The 24,668-nt window shown below is 51.9% G+C and carries 15 protein-coding genes; 1 reads left to right on the plus strand and 14 read right to left on the minus strand.

What is annotated here, in order from left to right; all coding sequences use genetic code 11:
* Nucleotides 1–6: 6 nt before the first annotated feature.
* From PORAS_RS06065 to PORAS_RS06110, 9 genes are all read right to left on the minus strand, one after another.
* Nucleotides 7–1,347: a V-type ATP synthase subunit B gene (locus tag PORAS_RS06065; RefSeq protein ID WP_004331569.1), complete on the minus strand. Its 1,341-nt coding sequence runs from the start codon at nt 1,345–1,347 to the stop codon at nt 7–9.
* 23 nt (nt 1,348–1,370) lie between these two features.
* Complete coding sequence (locus PORAS_RS06070) at nt 1,371–3,140, minus strand: V-type ATP synthase subunit A (protein ID WP_013760578.1); 1,770 nt, start codon at nt 3,138–3,140, stop codon at nt 1,371–1,373.
* 8 nt (nt 3,141–3,148) lie between these two features.
* Complete coding sequence (locus tag PORAS_RS06075) at nt 3,149–4,135, minus strand: DUF2764 family protein (RefSeq protein WP_013760579.1); 987 nt, start codon at nt 4,133–4,135, stop codon at nt 3,149–3,151.
* A gap of 80 nt (nt 4,136–4,215) precedes the next feature.
* Nucleotides 4,216–4,809 carry a hypothetical protein gene (locus PORAS_RS06080; protein ID WP_013760580.1) on the minus strand — a complete coding sequence of 198 codons (594 nt, stop codon included), beginning with the start codon at nt 4,807–4,809 and terminating at the stop codon, nt 4,216–4,218.
* Between the two features lie 602 nt (nt 4,810–5,411).
* A complete protein-coding gene (locus PORAS_RS06085) occupies nt 5,412–7,205 on the minus strand; it encodes an Omp28-related outer membrane protein (protein ID WP_245528010.1) in 1,794 nt (597 codons plus the stop codon).
* A gap of 469 nt (nt 7,206–7,674) precedes the next feature.
* Complete coding sequence (locus PORAS_RS06090; RefSeq protein ID WP_013760582.1) at nt 7,675–8,526, minus strand: T9SS type A sorting domain-containing protein; 852 nt, start codon at nt 8,524–8,526, stop codon at nt 7,675–7,677.
* Nucleotides 8,527–9,933: a hypothetical protein gene (locus tag PORAS_RS06100; RefSeq protein WP_013760583.1), complete on the minus strand. Its 1,407-nt coding sequence runs from the start codon at nt 9,931–9,933 to the stop codon at nt 8,527–8,529.
* 560 nt (nt 9,934–10,493) lie between these two features.
* The gene (locus tag PORAS_RS06105; RefSeq protein ID WP_013760460.1) at nt 10,494–11,534 is read right to left on the minus strand and encodes an IS3 family transposase; all 1,041 of its coding nucleotides are present in this window, start codon (nt 11,532–11,534) and stop codon (nt 10,494–10,496) included.
* Nucleotides 11,531–11,911: a transposase gene (locus PORAS_RS06110; RefSeq protein ID WP_013760378.1), complete on the minus strand. Its 381-nt coding sequence runs from the start codon at nt 11,909–11,911 to the stop codon at nt 11,531–11,533. The genes PORAS_RS06105 and PORAS_RS06110 overlap by 4 nt, the downstream gene beginning before the upstream one ends.
* 638 nt (nt 11,912–12,549) lie before the next feature.
* On the opposite strand from PORAS_RS06110, the gene PORAS_RS06115 reads away from it, so the two are divergent.
* On the plus strand, nt 12,550–15,006 hold the full coding sequence (locus tag PORAS_RS06115; protein WP_155811476.1) for a T9SS type A sorting domain-containing protein: 2,457 nt from the start codon (nt 12,550–12,552) through the stop codon (nt 15,004–15,006).
* Between the two features lie 398 nt (nt 15,007–15,404).
* On the opposite strand, the gene dprA is transcribed toward PORAS_RS06115, so the two are convergent.
* The 5 genes from dprA to gcvT all read right to left on the minus strand — a co-directional run bounded on the left by dprA (nt 15,405) and on the right by gcvT (nt 24,521).
* Entirely contained in the window at nt 15,405–16,559 is a 1,155-nt protein-coding gene (gene dprA, locus PORAS_RS06120) for a DNA-processing protein DprA (RefSeq protein ID WP_013760585.1), read from the minus strand.
* Between the two features lie 28 nt (nt 16,560–16,587).
* Nucleotides 16,588–20,289: a phosphoribosylformylglycinamidine synthase gene (purL, locus tag PORAS_RS06125; RefSeq protein ID WP_013760586.1), complete on the minus strand. Its 3,702-nt coding sequence runs from the start codon at nt 20,287–20,289 to the stop codon at nt 16,588–16,590.
* 72 nt (nt 20,290–20,361) lie between these two features.
* Entirely contained in the window at nt 20,362–21,084 is a 723-nt protein-coding gene (locus tag PORAS_RS06130; RefSeq protein WP_013760587.1) for a 2-phosphosulfolactate phosphatase, read from the minus strand.
* Nucleotides 21,085–21,100: 16 nt separating this feature from the next.
* On the minus strand, nt 21,101–23,296 hold the full coding sequence (locus tag PORAS_RS06135; RefSeq protein WP_013760588.1) for a DUF262 domain-containing protein: 2,196 nt from the start codon (nt 23,294–23,296) through the stop codon (nt 21,101–21,103).
* A 133-nt stretch (nt 23,297–23,429) separates the two neighbouring features.
* Entirely contained in the window at nt 23,430–24,521 is a 1,092-nt protein-coding gene (gcvT, locus tag PORAS_RS06140; RefSeq protein ID WP_013760589.1) for a glycine cleavage system aminomethyltransferase GcvT, read from the minus strand.
* Nucleotides 24,522–24,668: the final 147 nt, after the last annotated feature.

Genomic DNA, 24,668 nt, shown 5'->3' on the forward strand with positions numbered 1-24,668 from the left:
CTCTCCTTAAGCTTTGTCGACCTTACTATCTGCAGGCCAATACTTATCCACAAGACTCTGACGTATGCTCACCTCAGCGGGTGTGAAGTACTTGGCAAAGAGACTCCACGCATGGTCGAGCATCTCGGTCGTATTGAGGTTGACGTCGATAGCTAGGAGGTCGTTGGCATAGTCCTTCGCGAAGTCTAGCGTACGCTGGTCGTAGTCTGTCAGGTCAAAGCCGTTCTCCAGCTTGGTCTGAGCATTGGCCGCATCGGCATAGAGACGTACGCCTGCATTCATCACCTGCGGGTGGTCTTCGCGAGTCTTCTTGCCAATAACTAGCTGCTTCAGACGAGAGAGCGAGCGGAAGGGGTCTACGATCACCTTACCGATAGAAGAGTCACGACGTAGGTAAAGCTGACCCTCGGTGATGTAACCCGTATTATCTGGCACAGCGTGCGTGATGTCGCCTCCCGAGAGGGTCGTCACAGCGATGATCGTGATAGAGCCGCCGTCGGGGAACTGCACCGCCTTCTCATAGATCTTTGCCAAGTCGGAGTAGAGTGAGCCTGGCATGGAGTCCTTAGAGGGGATCTGGTCCATACGGTTCGAGACGATCGAGAGCGCATCGGCGTAGTTGGTCATGTCGGTCAGAAGGACCAGCACCTTCTCATGCTTCTGCACGGCAAAGTACTCAGCAGCCGACAGAGCCATATCGGGGATCAGCAGACGCTCCACAGAGGGGTCTTCGGTCGTATTGATAAAGCTCACGATACGATCCAGAGCTCCCGCATTGCTAAATGTCTTCTTATAGTAAAGGTAGTCATCGTTCGTCAGACCCATACCACCGAGGATGATCTTGTCGCTCTCGGCACGGAGAGCTACGAGTGCCATCACCTCGTTAAAGGGTTGGTCAGGGTCCGCAAAGAATGGGATCTTCTGTCCCGTCACGAGCGTGTTGTTGAGGTCGATACCAGCGATACCTGTGGCGATCAGCTCGGAGGGCTGGTCACGACGTACAGGATTGACCGAGGGACCACCGATCTCTACATCCTCGCCCTCTAGCTGTGGACCGCCATCGATAGGCTCCCCATAAGCGTTGAAGAAGCGTCCAGCCAATTGGTCGCTCACCTTGAGAGCTGGCGCCTCACCGAGGAAGATAACCTCAGCATTGGTTGGGATGCCCTCTGTGCCTGCGAAGACCTGTAGAGTCACCTCGTCATGATTGATTCTAACCACCTGAGCGAGCTTGCCATTGATTGTTGCTAGCTCGTCGTTACCCACCCCCGTAGCGTGGAGCATACAGGTAGCCTTGGTAATGTTGGTGATGCGTGTATATATCTTTTGAAAAGCTTGTGTAGCCATTGTGAGACGTTAGATACTAGAGGTTAGATATTAGAGGTGGCGTGCGTAGACTGCTGCTCAATCAGCTGCTCGTACTGCTGCTGGTACTTCTTGAAGTCTTCACTCTGAAACTCCGAGTAGTTCATCTGCTTGAGGTAGTTGATGAGCGTCTTGAAGAAAGTGCTCACCTCGTTGAAGTCCTCAAAGTTGAAGTCCGTATGACAGATCTTGATCACTCTGTCGAGCATATACTTCTGGCGCTCTAGAGGTGTGTTGCAGTCAATATCGTCAAAGGCATCCTGCTGTAGGATCACAAAGTCTATCAGCTCAGACTTCCAGAAGGTTACGTGGTACTCTACGGGTACGCCATCATCACCGAGGATGTTGATCTGCTCTGCGATTTCCTTGCCACGCTGCATGCGTGTCTTGATCTCGTTTACCTTGTCTAGCCAATCAGAGCCTAGGTCTGCTGTGATGTACTCCTTAAGCTCGGGGTACTCGATATACTTAGAGTAGCTGTCGATCGGGTTGACAGCGGGGTAACGCTTACTATCAGCGCGCTCCTGCTCTAGAGCGTAGAAGCATCGAGCCACCTTCTTCGTATTCTCCGTGACAGGCTCCTTAAGGTTACCACCTGCTGGAGAGACCGTACCGATGAAGGTTACAGAACCTGTCTCACCGTTGTTGAGATAGACGAAGCCGGCACGAGCGTAGAAGTTTGCCACGATAGCCGACAAGTCCATCGGGAATGCATCTGGTCCAGGCAGCTCCTCTAGACGGTTAGACATCTCACGCAGTGCCTGTGCCCAGCGAGAGGTCGAGTCAGCCATTAGGAGTACTTTGAGACCCATCGAGCGGTAGTACTCAGCGATGGTCATAGCGGTGTAGACCGAAGCCTCACGAGCAGCCACTGGCATGTTACTCGTGTTAGCGATGATGATCGTACGCTCCATCAGCTTGCGTCCCGTGTGTGGGTCTTCGAGCTCAGGGAACTCGGCAAAGATCTCCACCACCTCATTAGCACGCTCACCGCAGGCTGCCATAATGACGATATCAGCCTCCGCCTGCTTAGAGATAGCGTGCTGGAGGACCGTCTTGCCCGTACCAAAAGGACCAGGGATAAAGCCCGTACCGCCCTCTACGATTGGGTTCAGCGTGTCAATGGTTCGTACGCCCGTCTCTAGAAGCTTGAAGGGACGAGGCTTCTCACTGTAGACCTGGATAGGCACCTTGACCGGCCAACGCTGGATCATCGTGATATCATGCTTCTTGCCCTCAGCATCAACGATGACAGCGATCGTCTCCTCGATAGTATATTGACCCGCAGGCTTGACGCTCTCGACCGTGTAGCTCCCCTCCATAACGAAGGGTACCATAATGCGGTGTGGCTGGTGATTCTCGTCCACCTGACCCAGCCACGACCCAGCCTGTACCGTGTCGCCTGCCTTAGCAATAGGCGTAAAGTCCCACTTCCTAGTCGTGTCTAGTGGGTGGGTGTAGTCACCTCGCTTGAGGAAGACGCCATCCATCTTATCTAGGTCGTGCTGTAGACCATCATAGTTCTTGGAGAGCATACCTGGTCCCAGTGTCACCTCAAGCATGTGCCCAGTGAAAGAGACCTTGTCGCCCACCTTCATACCACGAGTACTCTCGAAGACCTGTACATATACGCTTGCACCGATCACCTTGATCACCTCGCTCATCAGCTCCACCCCGCGTACGGTGATGTAGCATATTTCATTTTGCGATACGGGACCATCGACCTCTACCGTGACGAGGTTAGAGACGATTCCTTTTACCACACCGTTTGTCATTGTATCTATTATTTCTTTTGTTTGCGTTTGAACTCCTCTAGCGAGGTGGTGCTCTCATGCTTGAGCTGAGAGACTATCTGACGGAAGACTTGCTCGCCCGTCTCTTCGTTGAGTGATACCCAGCGCTCTAGGATCTCTAGCTCTAAGTAGTAGGCTAGGAGATACTCTATGTCAAAGGGCTTGAAGAAGGTCTGCTCCTCGAGCCAATCCCAGCGAAGCCGGTCTATCAGTTGTTCGCGACGAGCAATGTCCTCCTCGCGACTGATATTGACCAACTGCTGTATCTGAGGAAAAAGCTCCTCCGTGATGCTAAAGTCCGCAGCCTGCGAAGTACGCAGATGATGCTGCAGCGTGCCTCCTCCGATGATATACTCCTTAGGGTCAAAGCCCAGCTGCCGACTGGTGTAGGCGGCCAGGATATTCTTGATGTTAAGATTGAACTCCGCCCACTCGGCTACGAATCTATTCTTCTGATGCATCAAATAGTCGTAGTACATCGCCATGAGCTTATCCTGCTCTAGGCGTAGCTGCCAGATCGTGTAGGGCTCCTCTGCTTGCTGTAGCTCCTCGCGCATCTCAGCTCGCTCCTCCTCTAGCTCCTCCTCCAGCTCGGGGTCGGGGAGGCGCATCTCGATGTACTCCTTGATGAAGTCGGGTAGATGCTTCGTGCGGGGGCGCTTCGTGCGCTGCTGTACAGCTATGATATAGTCAGCGAGCTCCTTAGCATCGATCGTCTCTAGTGGCTCCTTAGGCTCTAGCTCGATCTCTGAGGGGTCATCCTCCCAGTGGATCGAGTCGTCCGAGAGCCACGCATTGATCGTCTCCAAGATCTGCGGTAGTTCCTGCTCCATGAGGAGTAGGTCTAGGAGCTGTCTGTCACGCTTGGTGAGCTCCTGTCGTAGCTCCGCCTGCAGCGCATCCGTCTGTATCGGTAGCTTGCGGTCGTCTACACCAATGTTTGGCAGACCTGCGATGGTAGCGTAGTACTTTGCCATAATGTTGTCGTTATAGCACAGCAAGTGGTGTGCAGAGAGGCTCTGTAGGCACCCTTAACTATACTTTATATATAGCTTGCTTAGAAAAGCTCCTCCACGAGACGAGGACGTAGGAAGCTCTTGAAGAAGTTGACAAACTCCTCCTCACCGAAGTTGACCTTGTACGAGCCATCAGCAGGTGCTACAGAAAAGCCAGCTCCCTGAGCCGCTCCCGTACGGATCGTCACCTGACCGCTATCGAGTAGTGCTTTAGCATTGCCGAGCATATACTTCTCTAGAGCCTCGGCATTGGCTGTCTCGATGACCATCGGCTCACCGACAGTCCACTGCTGTACGATAGCGAGCATCAACTTCTGCATAAAGTCGGCATCAGTCGTCATCGCCTTGACATTGTCACGTACGATGCGATCCGTCAGACTGTCTGCGATGGTACTCTGCGTAGAGCTAACCACCTGCTCAGCGTAGAGCTTTAGTTCAGACTGGGTGTTTTTAGTTAGATCCGCTGCTTGACGCTGGGCATCATTCACGATGCGCTGTGCCTCGGCCTGTGCGGTAGCGAGCATCTCGTCGCTCTGCTGCTTAGCCTTGGCTAAGATCTGAGCAGCCTCTTGATTTCCCTTTTCTACCCCTTCATGGTAGATCTTATCGGTGAGTTCCTTAATCTTGGAGTCCATCTATATGTAGTCTATGTTTTTTGCTTGCCTTGTAGAATACACCAGCAGCGAGTCTCTGCACAGGCGTCTACGCTTACGAGGACAAAGGTAATAATTTGATTTAAGAGTCACAACGATTTGACCCTCTAAATTGGGGTTGCACATTCCAGTGTCAAGTGCAATACGGTTATAAATGTAGGTGAGAAGACTTCGTAGGGAGTTTTATAGCCTTGTTTTTTACGTGGTCTATTGTTTTGTTGATTCTGAATATATCTGATTTCATCGTCAGAGATCTCGTCAAAGGATTTTCCCTTTGGTGATGTATTGCCGCATCAATCCATTCATATTTTCGATGAGAGGTTTGTCAGAAGAGCTGTAAGGTTTAGCAAAGAGTGCAGGGATATCTAGCGCCCGCTCTATAGACTTGAAGTAGGTGAACTCAGTCCCGTTATCAGTGGTGATGGAGCATATCTGCGCTTTACGAAGGCAAGCCTGCGATTGACCACCCTGACCAACTGTTTAGACCTAAAAGTCAAAAAGGATGCATCCCCTCAAAAGCAGGGATACATCCTTTTCTGTCTATTCTGATGGAAGAAGCCCTTTAGGGGCTTATGCTTCGTTCTTTACTTTACCACTACCTTATGGAGTGTGGTACCTTGGGCGTGACTCACTACTACCACATAGCTGCCACGGGGTAGCTGTGCGGGTAGGCTCTCCGCTACACATTGTCCCTCGAGGCTATAAACCACTACTCTCTCGTGATCTCCTTCGATTTGCAGCAGTCCCGAGGCATCTTGATAGAGCCTTGTAGAGCTCTCTTTGACTTGTGGAGCTGTTGCCCCAGAGAAGGAGCCACCAAAGGGTATAGTTTTGCTACTGTAGACATGGCAGCTAATCTTATTGACGTAGGTTGCATTGCGATGCAGGAAGAGTACCACCTTCAGATTCTCTTTCTTCCACGAGGGATCAAGGGCAATTTCTGGAGATTTATAATCGAAGGTCCCGTCAGCCTCGGGCATAATCTTAGTACCGATATTGCTCGTGTAGTAAGCTCTCACCATATGCTGGTGCAGATACTCTTCCCCTGTGCCTATACCTTTTTGGTCTTCTGCCTTCACGTTGTCTTCGGTCACGACAGCTGTAAGGTAGAGGTCGTCTGGGTCGGCGTCATAGAGAAGTTTCCCCTTTACCTCTAGAGTGGTCTTACCTTCAGGTAGGTCGTGGCATACGATATCTGAGATGAGCGCTCTCTCCTTCTCTTGAAGGAAGGGCTCCAGTAAATCGGCATCAGCCTTTTGATCTTTGCCAAAAAGCCGGTCCTTCGACACAAAGGCAAAGGCTCTACGCTCCGAAAGATAGGGAGCCCTATTGATGGAGAAATAGGGGAGCTGCGAAGGTGTGGGATACGGGACTTGCCCTAGGAGCGTAGCAAGCTCCTCGTTGCAAGCTTCTTTGGCAAAGGCGACCTCTTCACCACCCACGGGATATGCCACGCAAGAGACTTCGTAGCCCTTCGCCACTAGATCCTCTGCCATTTGATTGATCATAGCATTGTACCTCGGTGCATCGGGAGCACTCTCGGAGGTGTAGTACTCTACAAGTACCGACTTGCGCTCCACACTGCCCTTTTCAGTAGGATTGAAGGCATCAAATACCCACTTTATCATTCCTTTTTCGATTACCGACTGGTCGTTGATACTCAGCAATTCGACCGACCCCTTGGAGGTACCTTCTGGATAAGGAGGATGCGTCCAGGCAACCTCGCAAATCCCTTTTACAGGTACAGGGATCTCAAAGGGGGGATACTGCTTCTCGCGCATCCCGTAGTTAGCATGATGGTACTTCTCGAGGAAAGTCATACTTGTTATCTCCTTAAAGCCGATATTGCGAACTAAGATATCGTAGCGGAAATATTCTTTGCTAGTAAGGAGACTATAACGTGGCTGCTTAAGAGGATAAACTACATAATCGTAGTGCCCCTGGGGGTCGTCCACAAGTGCGTAAATGAGCGCCGAGCCCAACTCGAGAGGCTCCGTATCCTGCACCTGGCTGAAACTGTAGCTCTTCCCTTTCTCGTAATAGGCGGGGGATACGGCTACTAGATTGGCTTCTGGAAGACTATTCTCATTATCGCCATCGTATAATACAGGCGAGGATTTGCTCTCCTTCACGCTAGTGGCGGGGCAAGAGTATCCGACCAGCACAAGATCCTTTGCAGAGACCTTTTGCGGCTCATCCAGTAACACTTGATTGTATCCCTCTTGGAGAGTAACAGGCTGGCTCACCAGGATCTCTTGACTCAGGCCATTCGTATCGTCTTGCCTCACACGTGCTACGACCACGCGGGCGTCCGCAACCGCTTCGTCTACGACGCACTCGATCCCTTTGATCGTTATATCGTCAAAGAGTGGAAGCATAATATAAGGTGTAACTATGCCCTCAACGCCCTCTTCAAACTCCAGTGCTTGGTGAGTGAGAGACGGCTCGATAGAAGCATAGCCAAAACCTTTGACGAGGGGCACAAGGTTTACCGACGTCTCGCAAGCTACCCCTCTACCGAAAACATGCGGAGTCGTGCGAAGATCGAATAATTGCTTGATAGAGTGTGAGGAGGGCCATAGCCCTTGAGAAGGGTAGCCTGTCATAGCTTCCCCCTGAGCAAGAAGCACCAAGGGGGTAAATAAGAGAAGGCTAGCTATGCTCCTCCAAAGGTTGCTCATAGTTCTCATATCGTAAGTTCCAATTAGTTCCTTTCCTTATGGTGGGGATAGCGAGCTTGGCAACATAGGTAGAGTCTGCTACGCGATAGACCAATAGGCAAAAAAGCTACAGTCTCCTGGGCGAGTACTCTAGAGTACCATATGCGTCAAGCTCGCTAGTCTCTCTTTATCGTTTGAAGAGAGGTAAGGATTCTCTCAGACCATTGTGTTCTATTACTAGCAAGTAGTCTCCTTGCGAGAGGCTACGAAGGTCTACTATAGTGCCACTCCCAGTCAGTTGCAGTTCGCCCGTGATGGAGTATAGAGTCCATACAGCGGCATCACTTGTGCGAATGTAGACGAAGTCTGTAGCTGGATTAGGATAGATTACAACGGATGGATTACTTGCGAGTACCTTGTCGATAGCGGTTGTATCTCCTTCGTACTCTACAGTATTGTTGACGCTTCCTCTAAAGTCGTAGCAAGTCCAGTTTTTGTTTTTTGCTATGGTCACGTCGCTCACGAGGCATATGTTCTCTTCGTTATTCGCCTTAGTGTCGACGATGGTTATCTTTCCCATAGCGTTGGCTTCTCTTTGTGGGAGCGACTGCATCGTAGCGGTCATCTTTTCCCCTTTGATCGCATTGGTATGGCACACCACGGTCATAAGGAGAGGAGTCGCGGTGAAGTCTAGCTCTTGGAGCTGATTGTCTGCCACATTGAGGGTCTTGAGCTTTGAGTTATGAGCCAGGTCGAGCGAAGTGAGTCGATTGGCGTAGGCCATCAGTTCGCTGAGCTCGGGAAAAGCAGAGAGGTCAAGTGTGGAGAGCCTATTGCGGTGACACCAGAGACTGCTAAGTGCTGGACAGTCACCGAGCTGCAGCGATACGAGACCATTCTCGGAGCAGTCGAGAGTGGAGAGTTCTTTTTGATCGCTTAGTTCGAGCCTTTCCAGTTGGTTCTTCCCAATATATAGCTCCTCTATGGCAGGGCAGTTTTGGATAGTAAATTGGGCAAGTTTATTGGTGTGCAGCTCCACTTAGTTGAGGTTGGGGAGGTTCTTGAGGTGTGCTGCTGTCAGCTGCTGTCCGTTGCAGTCTAGCTCGGTGATATCTCCAGAGATAGAGATGGACTGCGACGTGATCGTGTAGAGGTAGCGTCCCTCTTCGTAGTCGCCTTGCTGATAGGCCTCTTTGACACCATTGAGTACGACTCCCTTGCTGTCTCCCAAGTTGAGGGCAATTTGTGCGCCAATCGGGAGCTCGGTCTTCAGTACGATGTTGATCTCTTCATTCTGAATATCGCTTTTGTGTAGCACCACCTCGTTGGACTTGAGAGGAATGGTGGCGGAGCCAGTAAGCTCTTCGAGGGAGAAGAAAGCGGGCTCGAAGGTGGCTTGCAGGGTAATGCTATCTTTGTCGGCGAAGAGTGATTTCTTGAACTTAAATATCCCCTCTTCCGAGGTGTAGTGATCATCCGCTATCACTTCTCCACTATTAGCATCTTTCCATATAATGGTGGGGTGGTGTGGCTGACCGCTGAAGTCGTACTCTGTCGCCATCTGCGAGAGGTCTATGCGTGTGCCGACAATGTTTTCCTCGGGGATAGAGTAGCCCGCTGGGGCATAGGTAAAGTTGTACTCTCCGTATTCGACGTTGGGGTTCTTGGGCGGAAGGCTGCTAAGCGGGAGCTGGTGCCCCGAGATATTGAGTCTCTTGAGCCCTTCGTTGTTGAGAGTGATCTCTCTTAGCCCAATGCCATTTTGTATACCTCCGTTTTGCCACCGGAAGAAGTTGATCTTCGTAAGACCAGTAAGGTTGATTTCCTTGATCTCTTTCTGGTCGGTTACCCACACATACTCCAGGTCGGGGTAGCGTGAGAGGTCGAGATCGGTATTGGCAAGAGTAGCGTAGGCTGGGCTATCTTTCTTCCAGTTCGACTGGATCATGATGTGCTTGAGCTGAGGGTGGTACCCTATCTTGAGCCGTGGGGCATCCTGAATGCTGATGTACTGGAGTTTGGGGCAGAGAGAGAGGTCTACCACACCATCTGTGGAGTGTGCTAGTGTGCCACCCTTGTACGACATATAGTAGAAGCTGAGAAGGTCGGGAGCATCTACCTTGCCTACACCGATGATGGAGCCAGACTCTTTGAAGCTGTTTTTGAAGCGCTCGATGCCTTCTGCTTCGAAGGAGACGACGCTATTCTTAGCAAGTGGCGTGGCATAGGTGTGGTTGATGGTTTGGGTAGCATCGGCGTCGACTTCAATAGTCTCGCTAGTGCCATCACCCCAGTCGATGGCAACGGATGCTTTACCACCCAGCTCGAAGGAGACCTCTGTGGCCCCCTCTTTGACAATGATTTCAAAGGGATGGGTGATGCTTTGGGCATGGAGGGAAAGGATCCCAGCGATGCATGCTAGAAGAAGGGTAATTATCTTTTTCATAAGCGTATAACTAGTAAGTTTTGAATGGGGGCTTAGATTGGAAGGTGCTAATGCACATCTTCGACCTAGGTGAGACAAATATAATGCTTTTTCTAGACATAGGATCATCGGTACAGTGATTTTTCAGGGCTGACGCATTATATACAATGAACTCATCGACCTCTCTACTCCTCGCTTGTCGCTCATGTGCAGCTCCTGATAGAGCGATTATGATGCATCAGCCCTAGCAGGATAAATTCAACGCTGGTTCGCTACAATAATTTAGAGCTGGCTACATATCAAAACGACACTATGTCGGGGAAAAGTGATCTCCACGTGGATATTTCGAAATCTCCACGTGGATATTTTTTCTTTTCCACGTGGGAAAGAAAAAATTCCTCGGAGGAATCAAATGAAACTTCGGAGGAAATGAATGACGCCCACGTAGAAAATAAAGAATCTCCACGTGGAGATTGTCCTCTTCCTGAAAAAAGTACACAGTTGGGAAGGTGTTACTGAGATGATACACGGGTTGTTTTTGTTAATCCTGTGAGCGTTCTCATCTGTTAGTTTTGCTCCTGCTAGGGTACACGACTTGTCGTCGTCTTTACTGCGGAGGTACACAAAGATAGGTCTTTGTTGGGAGTTAAGCGGCATGAGCTCGGAGATTTGAGGCTCAGAGCTTTGGGAGAATTGTTCTTAGCTATCTGGTTCTTAGAGGGTTGGGTGGTTAGAGGGTTGGGGTAATTTGGTATGAGCATCTGCATCGGAGTCTTCTTGTTGATGGCTCGATGAGGTCGCGCTGTGTTATAGAGAGCAATCGTTTGAGAGAGGATCTCTCGAACTTGATCTATGGGCTTATCCTCGAAGTTGTAAAGCCAGTCGTTCTTGATGATCCCGTTAAGTCGCTCAGCCATAGCGTTGTGAAGGGGGTTTCCGGTCTGGGTGACGCTGGTTACGATGCCTAGGCTGGCCTCGTAGTCCGTCATCTGCTTGGAGACATATTGACAGCCTCGGTCGCTATGGAAGATGAGCCCTTTGAGGTCAAAGCCATGCTTCTGATAGAAGTCAACGGTCTGTCTTAGTGCGTTGTAGGGACCCTCTGTGGAGAGCGTGGGCTGCAGGTCAAAGCCGGTGATGATGCGGCTATAAGCGTCCATCGTCAGGGAGAGATATGCGAAGCCCCCTAAACATTTGACGTAGGTTATGTCTGAGACGGTGAGCCGGCAATGGTCGGTGGCTATGTACTTAGGGGTGGTGTTCAGGTGGTCTTGGAAGCCGTGATTGACCACTCCCTTGGTCGTCTGGGGTGGACGCTTGCGCTTGCGACTTCTTAGTAGCATATCGTTGGCTCCTAACACTTTGTAGAGCCAGTCTCGACCTACTTGGAAGGTCCCTTTGAAGTATTCGTTGGCACACTGCTGGATGGTGTCTACGCCTGCTTTGGGGAGCTGACCGCGCACATACTGGCAATAGTGTAGGACGGAAGCTACTTTGACATCTTCGTCTTGCTCGGTGAAGGTGTGCTTGTAGTAGCCTTTGCGGCTGACTTCTAACAGCTGACAAAGGTAGGTTATGGAGAGCTTTTGATCTCTCTCTTTGGCGGACTCAAGCTGTCTCACGGCTGCAAATCGGTCTTTTTTTTTAGATCAATGTGGTAGCGATTCAAGACCACTTCGAGTAGTGTCTTGTTGACTAATGCCTTGCTCTCAGCCTGGAAGAGGGCTGCTTTGAGACGAGCGTTTTCACGCTTGAGTTCTGCGTACTCTGGATCTACGTCTTTGTTCTTGTTTGTCTTGCTCATAGTGCTACTGGTGCTTTGGTTGGGTAACTCTACATCAAAGGTACGCAACCAATTTCGAATGGTGCGTGTGGTAATGCCGTAGCGCTGGCTGGTGGTGGCAATGCTGTCACCGGTGGCTAGGAGGTCGTCAATGACTCTCCACTTGAAATCTAGGGGATATCCCTTTCGTCCTAGTTTACTTTTTTCTTGTTTCATAGTTGTTGGGGTTGGCTTCCCCAACTGTGTACTATTTCAGGAGAGGACAGATTTGAGATTTTCCACGTGGATATTCGAGAAAGGAGGGAATCGGACGAATTCCCCCGTAAAGATATGTAAACAGGGATTAGAGGTTAGAGATTAGAGATTAGGGCGGACACATTATATATAGTAACCTCATCTAAGCCTAGCTTGTGGCTCATATCTAGCTCCTGAAAGAGCGATTATAATACGTCAGCCCTGAGTTTTTTTTTTGCGCATACACATTGGGTAGCTAGATACTATCCGTGCCTCCCTACAGATCGCTACACGTCAGGTTTTGACACAACGTCACTTGTCAGATTTCCTCACGTGGGGATTTCCAAATAGCCACGTGGAAAATGTCAAATCCCCACGTGGCTATATCGTGTCTGATAGTCTCTGCCCTGTCCTCTTCCTGAAAATGGTACAGATTAGAATGCGCTAGACTAGTTCTCTCTCTCAGTACTTCAAAATAAAAATTAGCCTAGAAGGTAGTCAGCTGCTCAGAGATGAAACTTGGTTGGCCGTTAGATCAAAAAAATATATCTACCTTCGTGGAGGTCGTAAAGAACTTGGCGAATGCTACACATCTAACTAATAATCTCAATAGCACACCTATGCCTAGAAACATTACTCTATTCACGCTCCTACTTGGAGCCCTCCTCTGTCCCAGCATCACGAAGGGACAAGCCTATCAGCTCTCCAAGATCTCTGGCACTAGAGACAACAAAGAGGAGATCTATACGTACTACTACTCGGATCGTCTCCTCGACTCGATCACCACCCAGCAGGAGGGAGCGTGGATGCTCAAGGAGGTCCCTGAGTACGATGCCTCTAAGCGACTTGTCAAGCTTGACGAGTGGCAGTTTAGTAACTATAAGAAGCAGTGGTACCTAGCTAATCACTACGACTATAAGTACAATGCCCAGGGTCTCCTCACAGGTTACTCCAAGAGTGTCTACTATGGTGCAGACCTCACGCCACTCGAAGACTATGAGTACAGTTACGATGAGCAGGGACGCAAGAGCTCCGTCGAGGTCTACGACTATAGCCGAGATATGACTATGCGCCGTATAGAGTATAGCTATACTGAGCAAGGGCTGCTCAGCCGTCTCTCTGATTACAAGGTGCTATCCTCCGAAGGCCTAACTGAGGCCATACGGAGTGACTACAGCTATACCGCAGAGGGTCAGCTCACAGAGATCAAAGTCTATACACGACAAGGCTCTACGCTCCAGCTCGATAAGACCAAACGCTATCAGTATGATGCTGATGGCGCTTGCAGCAAAATGGAAGTCTATGAGGTAGGTATTGACTTTCCGACGGTTATCTATAAATACACTTCCGACAAGACGCTACTTCAAGAGGACTGCCTGCCCTATGGCTTCCCGCAGAGCTACTTCCCTGAGACGCCCGTAGATCGCTATGCTCGTCTCTCTGAGCAGATTCTGCTCCTAGACATTAACAAGAAGGAAAATGAGCATGCCAACTATACGTACAGCTATGAGCGGCTGGAAGCACCCGTGACAGACTACACCATCTCGTGGACTACCACGCTCCAGTCTGGCACACCAGGCTACATCGGTATCGCCTCTACAGAGCCCTTTGATATAGATTGGGGTGATGGCAACTATGTCTCTTATGAGGCTGGCGACTTTGCCCAGATTACTAAGCGCAAGGAGGGAACCATCAAGGGGCAGCAGATACGCATCAAGGGCAATCCTCAGGCTATTACGAAGCTCAATCTAGCGCAGCAGGGAGTCTCTCAGATAGATCTCAAAGCCCTAACAGCACTCAAGGAGCTTTACCTCACGGAAAACAAATTATCTGCCATAGACCTCAGCAGTCAGACCGCTCTGCTACAACTTTATATCGATAAGAACGACATAAGCTCGCTCGACCTCTCGGCTCAAAAGGAGCTGACACTCCTGAGAGCCAATGGCAACAAGCTCTCGACACTAGAGCTGTCTCACACCCCCCAGTTGAAGAACCTAGTCCTATCTGACAATGAACTGAACCAGCTAAATGTCCAGAGTCTTACAAACCTAGAGGAGCTACAAGCGGACAATAATAAGTTGACAGAGCTAGACATTACTAAAAACAGTCAGCTCACAGACTTAGACCTAGACTTTAACCAGCTCACATCTCTAGATCTACAGCACAATGCGGAGCTCACTTGGTTATATCTCGAGGGCAATCAGATCGCTCAGGTAGACCTCTCGGCGCTAAAGGCACTCCGCAACCTAAACCTTGCTGCCAACGCTCTGACATCCATTGACCTAAGCCATAATACGAGCCTGATAGAGCTCATACTCAATGGTAACCAGATCGGTCAGTTAGACATTGCTCCTAATGCTTCGATCTCTAGACTACATGTTGCCGCCTGTGGATTGAGTATCCTAGACGTCACCAAGCAGCAGCGTCTCTCTACCTTAGAGGCTAGCGACAACATGTTGGAGTCAATCGACCTAAAGGTCAATGAGCGACTTAAGATCCTAGAGCTCTCAGGCAATAAGCTACAGACGATAGATCTCTCGAAGAATGTCAAGCTAACGAAGCTCTATCTCGATAACAATCAGTTTGCACAGCTCACTCTCTCGGGGCTACCTAAGCTCATCATTGTATCGCTCCACCACAACCCGCTAGCAGCTGATCAGCTCGATGCGATCTATGAAGCTCTGCCAGACCTCAGTGCTATAGCGGTCGATCCAGACATCAAGGATCACAAGAAGCTCCTAGTCTATGCGACTCCAGGGGCAGCCACAGCTCATCACGCCACAGCTACGGAAAAGGGGTGGCTTGTCGAGCCCGAGATACCTGAGGGGATCGATATCGTCTCAACCCGTGCTGATGAGCGCATCAAGCTCTATCCTAATCCAGTGACAGATTACCTCTGCATAGAGGGCGCTACGCAGCAGACTCTAGTGGCTCTCTACACATTTGACGGGCAGATCGTCCTGCAGGCAGAGACAGATGCTCAGGGTACCGCACGACTAGTTCTTGGAGACCTCCCTAGTGGCTACTACTACCTGCAGATCGCTGGTCAAATGCACAAGGTGATCGTGACACACTAGTTCGATCACTCATAGGCGCCTCATGGATCAACAGAGAGGACGTGTCATCAGATAGGTCCTCTTGCTGTATCTAGTCATAGGGTGTGCTGGCATAGAAGAGCGATGCAACCATACTCACGTGGATATTTTCAAATGCCTTGGTAGAGAAAAAAGATTTTCCACGTAGGGGAGAAACATTTCCTCCGAAGTTTCGTTTGATTCTTCCGAAGTTTTATTTCTTCTCCACGTGGGAAATCTTTCTTTTCCACGTGAGAATTTTCGATTTCCTACGTGGGGAACAGTTTTCTCGCTTTGTCGTTTCAGTTTTTTGTCGGACAGGAGTCAATACAAAAAAGAAGTCTTGGTAAGAGTCCACAGCTCTTTCCAAGACTTCTGCGTTGTTTGTGATGGAGATGCGGCTAGATCTGTAGCTTGTAGCGCCCATCGGGCTGGAGCGAGACGGCGCCCTCGCTCTCGAGGAGGAAGAGTCGGAAGCTCACCTCGTCGACCCCCATGAGCGTCTGGTCACAGAAGGCATCGATCGAGAGCCCATCACCGCTCTCGATGAGTAGGTCGAGGAGAGAACGCGTCTCAGGCTCTAGGCGAGCACGCAGAGCATTGAGCTTGCTCTCGTGAGACATGGAGCCGACGGCACTGCGCGCCTCATGGTCGGGCTTGTGCCACTCGAGGTCTTCGCAGAGGTGAGCAGCAGAGGTGATGAGCTTGGCGATGTTGTTGTAGATAAGGTTGTTGCACCCTTCGTTCTCACGATCTGAGGGACGACCTGGGAGTGCGTAGACGGTCCGGTCGTAGTCAAAAGCTTGGTGCGCTGTGATGAGCGACCCGCCACGCTCGGCAGACTGACCGACGAGGGTCGCCTGCGTGAGCCCCGCCACGATACGATTGCGCAAGACGAACTGATGTCGCTGTGGCTTGACACCCGCTGGGTACTCGGAGAGCAGAGCGCCACCGTGGGTTACGATATTGCGAGCGAGGTTGCGGTGATTGCTCGGATAGATCATATGAAGCCCGTGAGCCAGCACGGCAGCGGTGGGCAAGCCCGCCTGCAGCGCTGCTTTGTGTGCGACAGCGTCTAGCCCGAGTGCCAGACCGCTGACGATGGTCACGCGGTCGGTTACGTTGGGCAGGTGACTGATGATCGCCTGCAGATCCTCGACGCCATGCTGCGAAGGCTTGCGCGTGCCGACGATGCTGAGCGTCTGCTCCGCATGAAGTGGTGCTAAGTCGCCTAGGTAAAAGAGTATCAGCGGCGCATCGGCACACTGAAGGAGTAGGGGTGGGTAGTCGGCATCGTAGATGCTGACCATTCGTATGCCTAGGTCGGCTGTGTGTTGGAACTGAGCTTGTGTTTCCTCGAGCTTAGCCCGATCTCGCAGGAGCGGGTAGAGATGCGTGTAGATATGTCCGTTGAGCCTTGCCAGAGCTTGTGGATCAGCCCATAGTGCTGTGGCTGATCCAGCAAACTCTATCAGATGGCGAGCGAGCTGTAGCGATACGCCCTTGAGCTGTGTCAAGGCGTAGATACAGAGATGCTCACGGCTTATCTCAGGCATTGGCTAGCTGGTCTACTCCTAGCTGGGGCTACTGCTTAGCGAGCCACTCGTAGCCGTTGCGGAAGAACTGTATCCACGGAGAGACTTGATCCTCCTGGCGACGCTCCTCGGGGTAGAAGCCACACTGCCAGGTGAGCGTAGCACGCTCTGGGTGAGGCATCATAGCTAGGTGACGGCCATCGCTACTGCAGAGCGCTGCGATGCTGCGCTCGGAGCCATTGGGATTACCTGGGTAGGTGTCGTAATGGTAGCGCGCTGCGATCTGCTCATCAGGTATCGTGGGGCAGACGAAGCGTCCCTCGCCGTGAGCCACCCATACTCCGAGCTGACACCCCTCGAGACCTTGTGTCAAGATAGCGCCCGTGTCGGCTATGTCTACGGTTAGGAAGTTGGACTCAAACTTGTGCGAAGCGTTGTGCTCCAGCTTGAAGAGGCTTTTGCCCTGAGCATCCTTGCCGAGGAGACCCAGCTGAGCCATGAGCTGACAGCCGTTGCAGATACCGAGTGAGAGTGTGTCGGGACGTGCGTAGAAAGCTTCGATAGCTTTGCGAGCACGCTCGTTGTAGAGAATGCCCGCAGCCCAACCCTTAGCAGAGCCTAAGACATCGGAGTGCGAGAAGCCACCGCAGTAGACGAGCATACGCACGTCGGCTAGGTCTGTACGTCCCTCGATGAGGTCGGTCAGATGAATGTCCTCCACGTCAAAGCCTGCGAGGTGCAGTGCGTAAGCCATCTCACGCTCACCGTTGGTTCCGTTGTCACGTAGGATAGCCGCTTTGATGCCTGAAGCCTTCGTGCGATGAGGCTCTAGACCGAGACCCGCGTAGGTGCCAGCGAAAGCGTGCGGGAAGCGCCACTGTACAGGCTGCTTGCCTAGGTTCTCGTAGCGGCTCGTTGCTGGAGCTTCGCCACTCTGGAAGCAGTCTAGCAAGTAAGACTTGTTTGCCCAGCACTTGCGCGCAGCATCGATGTCGATCTCGTACGTTTTGCTCTCCTTATGGATCATCAGCAGGCGAGACTCTGTAGGTGCGCCGAGGTCGGCATAAGCGATCTCATACTCTTCGAGGATACGCTTTGCCTGCTCTGCCTTAGAAACCTGTAGGATGATGCCTGGGTTCTCACTGTAGAGTGCCGTGACGAGGTCCACATTGGAGAGCTCATCGAGACAGATCTCAGCACCGCCATGAGTGTTGGCGAAGCACATCTCCAAGAGCGTTGTGACCATACCGCCTGCCGATATGTCGTGACCAGCGAGGACTAAGCCCTTATGGATCAACTCCTGAACGGCCTCAAAGGCGGTGGCGAAGTAGTCGGTATCGCCGACTGTGGGGAAGCTATCACCCAGCTGTCCCAATGCTTGTGCCAAAGCTGAGCCACCGAGTGCCATCGGAGCAAAGCTAAAGTCTATGTAGAGCAGACGGCTCTGCTTAGCAGCCTTGAGCTCAGGCGTTACGATACCCCTGACGTCGCTCACGGGAGCCGCTGCGGTGATGATCAGTGTGCCTGGGCTCATCACCTGCTTTCCGTCGGGATACTTCTGCGTCATAGAGAGTGAGTCCTTGCCCGTCGGGATATTGATCCCTAGATCTATAGCAAACTCACTACAAGCCTGCACCGCCTCATAGAGACGTGCGTCCTCGCCCTTGTTGCGACAAGGCCACATCCAGTTTGCACTGAGCGAGATGCCACGTATGCCACCCTCGATGGGAGCGAAGACAATGTTCGTCAGAGCCTCTGCGATAGCCATACGAGAGCCAGCACCAGCATCAATGAGTGCGACCTGAGGCGCATGCCCAACGGCAGTAGCCATACCACTCTTGCCGTCGTAGTCTAGTGCCATAGCACCGAGGTCGGAGAGCGGTAGCTGGAGCGCACCGACACACTGCTGCTGTGCCACACGACCCGTCACGGAGCGGTCCACTTTGTTGGTCAACCAATCCTTAGAGGCGACCGCTTCGAGGGTCAAGACTTTGTCTAGATATTCGCGCCACAGCTCTTTGTCATAGCTTACTGGGGCAAACTTGTGAGCGACCGTCTCGTCTTCCATAACCGTCTTGGGCGACTGTCCCAGCAGGTCGGACACGGCTAGGTCGATGGCTGCGCGTCCCTCCCGCTCTGTACTAAAGAGGAGACGCTCATCATCGGTCGTCTCGCCTACCTTATATATAGGACTACCCTCACGTCGTGCTATCTGCTCCATCTGCGCGTACTCACGCTCCTGTATGAGCAGACCTACACGCTCTTGGCTCTCATTGCCGATGATCTCTCTAGCGGAGAGCGTCGGGTCGCCTACGGGTAGTGCGTCAATGTCGATACGTCCTCCTGTCTCCTCGATGAGCTCTGTGAGACAGTTCAGGTGTCCGCCAGCACCATGGTCGTGGATGCTCACGATCGGGTTGTCGCCCTGCTCGCTAATGGCGCGAACCACGTTGAGAACACGCTTTTGCATCTCCGGGTTGGCACGCTGTACCGCATTAAGCTCTATACCGCTACTGTACTCGCCCGTAGCAACAGAGCTGACGGCACCGCCACCCATACCGATGCGGTAGTTGTCGCCACCGAGTAGCACGACCGTCTCGCCAGGCTGTGGGGTCTCCTTCTTAGCATCCTCTTGGGGAGCGTAGCCCATACCGCCCGCCAGCATGATCACCTTGTCGTAGCCGTAGAGCGTACTGTCGGCACCCTCCTGATGCTCGAAGGTAAGTAGCGAACCATTGATCAATGGCTGTCCGAACTTATTGCCAAAGTCGCTAGCTCCGTCACTCGCTTTCGTCAGGATCTCTTGCGGAGACTGGTAAAGCCAAGGACGTGGATCTAGCTTGGCGGGGCTAAGCTTCTGATCCTTCTCTAGGCGTGGGTAGGAGGTGATGTAGACGGCACTACCTGAGAGTGGTAGCGACCCCTTGCCACCGCACATGCGGTCTCGGATCTCACCTCCCGAGCCTGTCGCTGCTCCGTTGAAGGGCTCGACCGTCGTGGGGAAGTTGTGCGTCTCAGCCTTTAGTGCCAAGACTGTGTTGCGCTCCCGTAGTGTAAAGAGCGAAGGCTCCGTCGCGCTCGTTGGCGCAAACTGCCAGACGCGTGGACCCTTGACAAAAGCCACATTGTCCTTGTAAGCCGATACGATGCCGTTGGGGTTCTCCTTGGAGGTTTGCTTGATCATCGCAAAGAGCGAATCGTTTTGTCGCAAACCGTCGATGACGAAAGTGCCGTTGAATATCTTGTGGCGACAATGCTCCGAGTTGACCTGTGAGAAGCCGAAGACCTCAGAGTCTGTCAGCGGACGACCAATGCGTGCCGAGACGCTCTGTAGGTAGGCTATCTCCTCCTCGCTTAGGGCTAGTCCCTCCTCTTCGTTGTACGCTGCTAGATCCGTTATCTCACGGATCGGCTGTGGCTCAGCGGTCATAGCGAAGCTCTCCTGACCTAGCCCCTTGTAGATCGCTTGGAGCATCGGGTCATAGTGCGGTTTCGCTTCGTGGGTACGTGTGAGCTGCTCGATACGGTCGATGCCAGAGATGCGCATGTTTTGAGTTATCTCCACAGCGTTGGTACTCCATGGAGTCACCTGCGTAGGACGAGGTCCCACAAAGGTCCCCTCGAGCTGAGACTCGGGAGCCAGCTGCGCTCCGCCAAAGAGCCACGAGAGACGCTCGCAGGTCTCCTCGCTGAGTGCTGAGGTATGTGAGACTGCATAAATCGTATCACCAAGGACAAAGTAACTAATCATAGCGGGTTGTGTATAATGGGTCTGAAACTACTTACGTGCAAATGTACGGAAATTAGCGTTGAGGGCAGCGGTTTAGACATATAGTTGCCCAGCTTCGTTGAGCGTGGGAATGTGTGTCGAGTTGTCTTGCTCGAGGCAGAGACGTAAGCTCTCGGGGTAGCCACGCTGTATCAGACGCTGGTTGTGATCGCAATTGTAGAGGTAGTCGTAGAGATGCGCCCGGTGCTGGCGGTAAAGCTCTAGCGCCGTGCGGCTGCTATCGGTGAGTCGGTAGGTGGCACCCAGCTCCTCTAGCTTGTCTAGGAGCGCAGCACCGTAGAGCGTGTCTTCGATGCAGAAGCTGTTTTGCCAACCAGAAGCGAGTACCGTCACGGCACGTCCCGAAGCTTGGCAGTGGCGCGCCACGGCGGTGAGATTGCTAAAGGCGCCTACGATGATCTCCGCTGCGCCAGCCTCCCGAGCTGCGTGAATGGCTTGGGTGCCGTTGGTCGTCGTGAAGACGATGCTACGTCCGCCGATCCGCTCAGCTGTAAATTCGGAGGGATCGTTGCCTAGGTCAGCCCACGGGCAACGCATCGCATTGCGCTCGGCAGCTACCACGTAGCCCTTGCCGAGAAAGCTCTCCGCCTCATCGGTCGTCGCCACGGGTATGATCTCCTTAGCGCCATGATCAAAGGCTGCCACCATCGAGGTGCCAGCACGCAGTATGTCCACAACGACCACTACGCTGTCCTCCTGATGGTAGTAGGGGTAGAGTGCGGGACACGGACAAATATCAAAAGTTACTTCTCTCATAAGTGTGTCTGCTCGTTTATAGTTTAATGATGACCTCCTCGGAGTCTAAGTCTAGCAGTCGCATCACTCTAGCGATGCGATCGATGAGGGCTTGCGTATTCAACGTCGCATTGATACAAATGCAGTCATCAGCAATGTCGCTCGTTTCCTTATAGCAATCCTTATTATCTATTGTCTTGTAGAGGTGCCTATAGCTTACCGGCTTTGACTTTAAATCCTTCCAAAGGATTAGAGCATCGGCTCTCCCAAGAACCTCTTTTTGATTGTCAAACAAGATACTCTTGGCCTGAGGGTGTTGATCGAAGAGATTCTTGAAAAAAAGAAGTAAGAGCGTCCTCCAAGACTTGACTTCAACTGTACTTCCAAATAGCACGACCGCTTTCGGCTTGCGCCCCGTGAGGATCGTCGGATCAGACTCCAGTGGGTAGAAGAGTGTCTCTGTTGCCTGCTTGTTGGCGTCCCTCCAATTGTTAGCTAGCTTGTACTCATCGGGCAGTGAGAAGGTGTCTAAGAAGAGACTGATCATACGATCTTGATGGTCGAGGATGCTTTCCTCACACCACTGCTCATACTGACAGATGTCATGGCTGTATCGTATGGTCGAGGTGGCGAGTCTTGACTTCTTGTCGGCAAAAGACTTATTGCCCATCTCACTATTGAACTCCGTGAGTATCAGGTTGCCGATATTGTGCAGATAGTGCTGATGTACCTCCTCAGCCTTCTCCTCGCCCAGCTCGGAGCGCCACACCTCGTTGAGCGTCTGTGGCATAATGTGCTCGATGGTGACAGCCTTGTCCTTAAAGGGTACCGCTACCTTTGTGTGTTGCTCCTCCATCTTGCCTAGGATGAACTTGCTGTATTTATTTAGTCCTTTGTAAAAAGCGATGCGCTCCAAGGTGTCTCGCACCTCCTTGTCATTGGGAAAACGTAGGTGGTAGAACTGGTTGGCTAAAACATCCATGAGCGATGTCTGCTGGTTCGCTACGGCTGGAAGATAAGAGGTCAGTAGGGGAATGTTCATATTCTCCCCAATCGTCAAGCTTAGGACACGCCGACGGATCAGGTAGGTACGTATGCTCTCTAGGGTTTCTATCAGCAAGGCACCACTGATGGTGGTCGCTGGAGCCTTGGCTTGATACATATGCAGTAGCTCTAGGACTACAGGCTTAAAGGCTTCGCTCGTGATGTCTTCGAAGATGTTGCACAGGAGCTCTCGGATCGTCTCGCTGTACGAGGTCGCGTCCTCGTAGTGCGATGGGTCTATGATGCTTAGGTAGCATGGCACATAGGACTGTATATCCTTTATAAAGGCGTCTCGGCTGGTGAAGGTCTGCTCGACGAACCCTTTGAACTGGTAGTAGAGCTCTTTGGTGTTGTTGTCGTTGACCACCTTGTAGGGCTTCTTGTCTCGGCACTGGAGGTAGTCACGAAAGAACTTAGAGAGATAAGCTTCTCCCAGTGGCTGCTCTATCTTAGGCTGCCACTCCTTATCGTAAGTTTTCGTCTGCTCCTTGCTAGGCATCCCGAGTAAGATGTAGTTGCGGATAAGGTCCGATAGGGTGAGTGGCTTGCCGAGCGAATTAAGCGTCTCAAAGATAACCTGTGGGTCCTCGCCCTTGTAGGGTCTCTCATCAAGCAGGATGGTGACCACGTTGATCCGCTGCAGAGCTGTGATGAAGTGCCGTATGGTAAGCCCCTCGATCTGTAGCTTAGGAGTCAAGAGCTTGATGAAAAGCTTGTAGGCATCGGTTACCTTACCTGGGACTCGCTCCTCGTCGCCTCTCACCAATGCTCGATAAGCATCGAAGTCTGCCGTGACCTGCTTGAGCTTGACATGATCTTCAAACGAGGAGTTGCTACTCGTTAGCAATGTATTGGTCATGTCAGCCCTCTCTTGTGGATCTGTGGAGAGGTCGCGCAGAGCGATGCAGAAGAGGAGTGAGGTGGTGAGGCGTTGCTGTCCGTCGATGATGACATTGAGATTGATAAAGGAGCCCGTCGGCTCCGACTTGTAGACGAGCGTTCCGAAGAAGTGCTCTTGCTTATCCTTCTGCTTGGGGTCTAGCTCGGAGTGGACGAGTCGCATGACATCATCGAAGAATCGATATATCTGCTCCTTCTCCCAGGAGTAAGCTCTCTGGTAGGGAGGTATGAAGAATAGCGCCGTGTTGGGGCTAAGAGCGTTAAAAATGGAAGTATCTGAGGCCTTCATCGGATGGAATTAGCGAATTGGTAGGGGAGTAGGTCGTATTGTCAAAGCCCTCCACGAGTGAGGCAGAGATGCTCAGTGGAGGGCTTTGCTTAGCGTGCTGCTTGTAGCTTGAGTAGCTTAGCGCAGCGTGTGATTACTTGCGGAAGGGGGGCTTGACCACCTTCGCCTCTAGGTTGCGCTTGCGGACGGCGATGTAGATCTTGCTGTCTATCTTGCTGTACTCCGTAGAGACGTAGCCCATACCAATGCCCACTTTGAGTGCGGGAGACATAGTACCAGAGGTGACGACACCGATCTTCTCGCCAGCCTCGTTGACTATGTCGTAGTGCTGACGGGGGATGCCCTTGTCGACCATTTCGAAAGCGACGAGCTTGCGTGTCAAGCCCTCAGCCTTCTGCTTGAGCAGAGCCTCACGACCTACTAGGTCGGGTTTATTGTCCGTGAGCTTGGTGATCCAGCCTAGGCCACTCTCCAGTGACGTGTGCTGATCGTCGATGTCATTGCCGTAGAGGCAGAAGCCAGCCTCCAGACGAAGCGTGTCACGTGCACCCAGACCAGCCGGCATGATGCCCTCGGGCTTGCCAGCCTCAAAGATAGCGTCCCAGATCTTGTCTGCATATTGAGGGAAGAAGTAGAGCTCGAAGCCGCCGCAACCCGTGTAGCCCGTGTTGGAGATGATCACGTTGGGGCAGTCTGCGAAAGTGCCCACCTTAAAGTGGTAGTAGGGGATGTCGAGCAGGTTGATGTCCGTCAGACGCTGTAGTACTTGTGTAGCCTTGGGGCCTTGTACGGCTAGCTGTCCGATCTTTGCGGAGCCGTCCTCTAGGTCAGCACCCATATCGTTTTGCTTGAGGCACCATGCCCAGTCCTTGACGACGTTAGCAGCGTTGGGGACGAGCATGTACTTGTTCTCTTCGTAGCGGTATACGAGGAAGTCGTCTAGGAGTGTACCCTGCTCTGTCGTGAAGCAGCTGTACTGTATCTGCCCCACTTCTAGCTTGGAGGCATCGTTGCTAGATACTTTCTGGAGGAATTCGAGAGCCTTCGGTCCCTTGACCCAAAACTCTCCCATGTGTGACACGTCAAAGACGCCGACGCCGTTGATCACATTCATATGCTCCTCAAGGATCCCCGTAGGATACTCGATAGGCATATTGTAGCCTGCGAAGTCGTGCATCTTAGCACCCAGTGCTATGTGTCGATCTGTAAATGGAGTAGTCTTCATAATGGTATGATGTTATTGATTGATCTGTATTGAATTAGTGAGCTAAGCTCGTTCGCTCCCCAAAGATAGTGAAAATGGAGATACTAACCTTTTAGGAACAAGTCCATATAGCGAAATGTATATGCAACGATGATCTGTGTCATGCTT

Origin of the sequence: Porphyromonas asaccharolytica DSM 20707 (assembly GCF_000212375.1) — a bacterium.
In the GTDB taxonomy this organism is placed as follows: Bacteria; Bacteroidota; Bacteroidia; order Bacteroidales; family Porphyromonadaceae; genus Porphyromonas; species Porphyromonas asaccharolytica.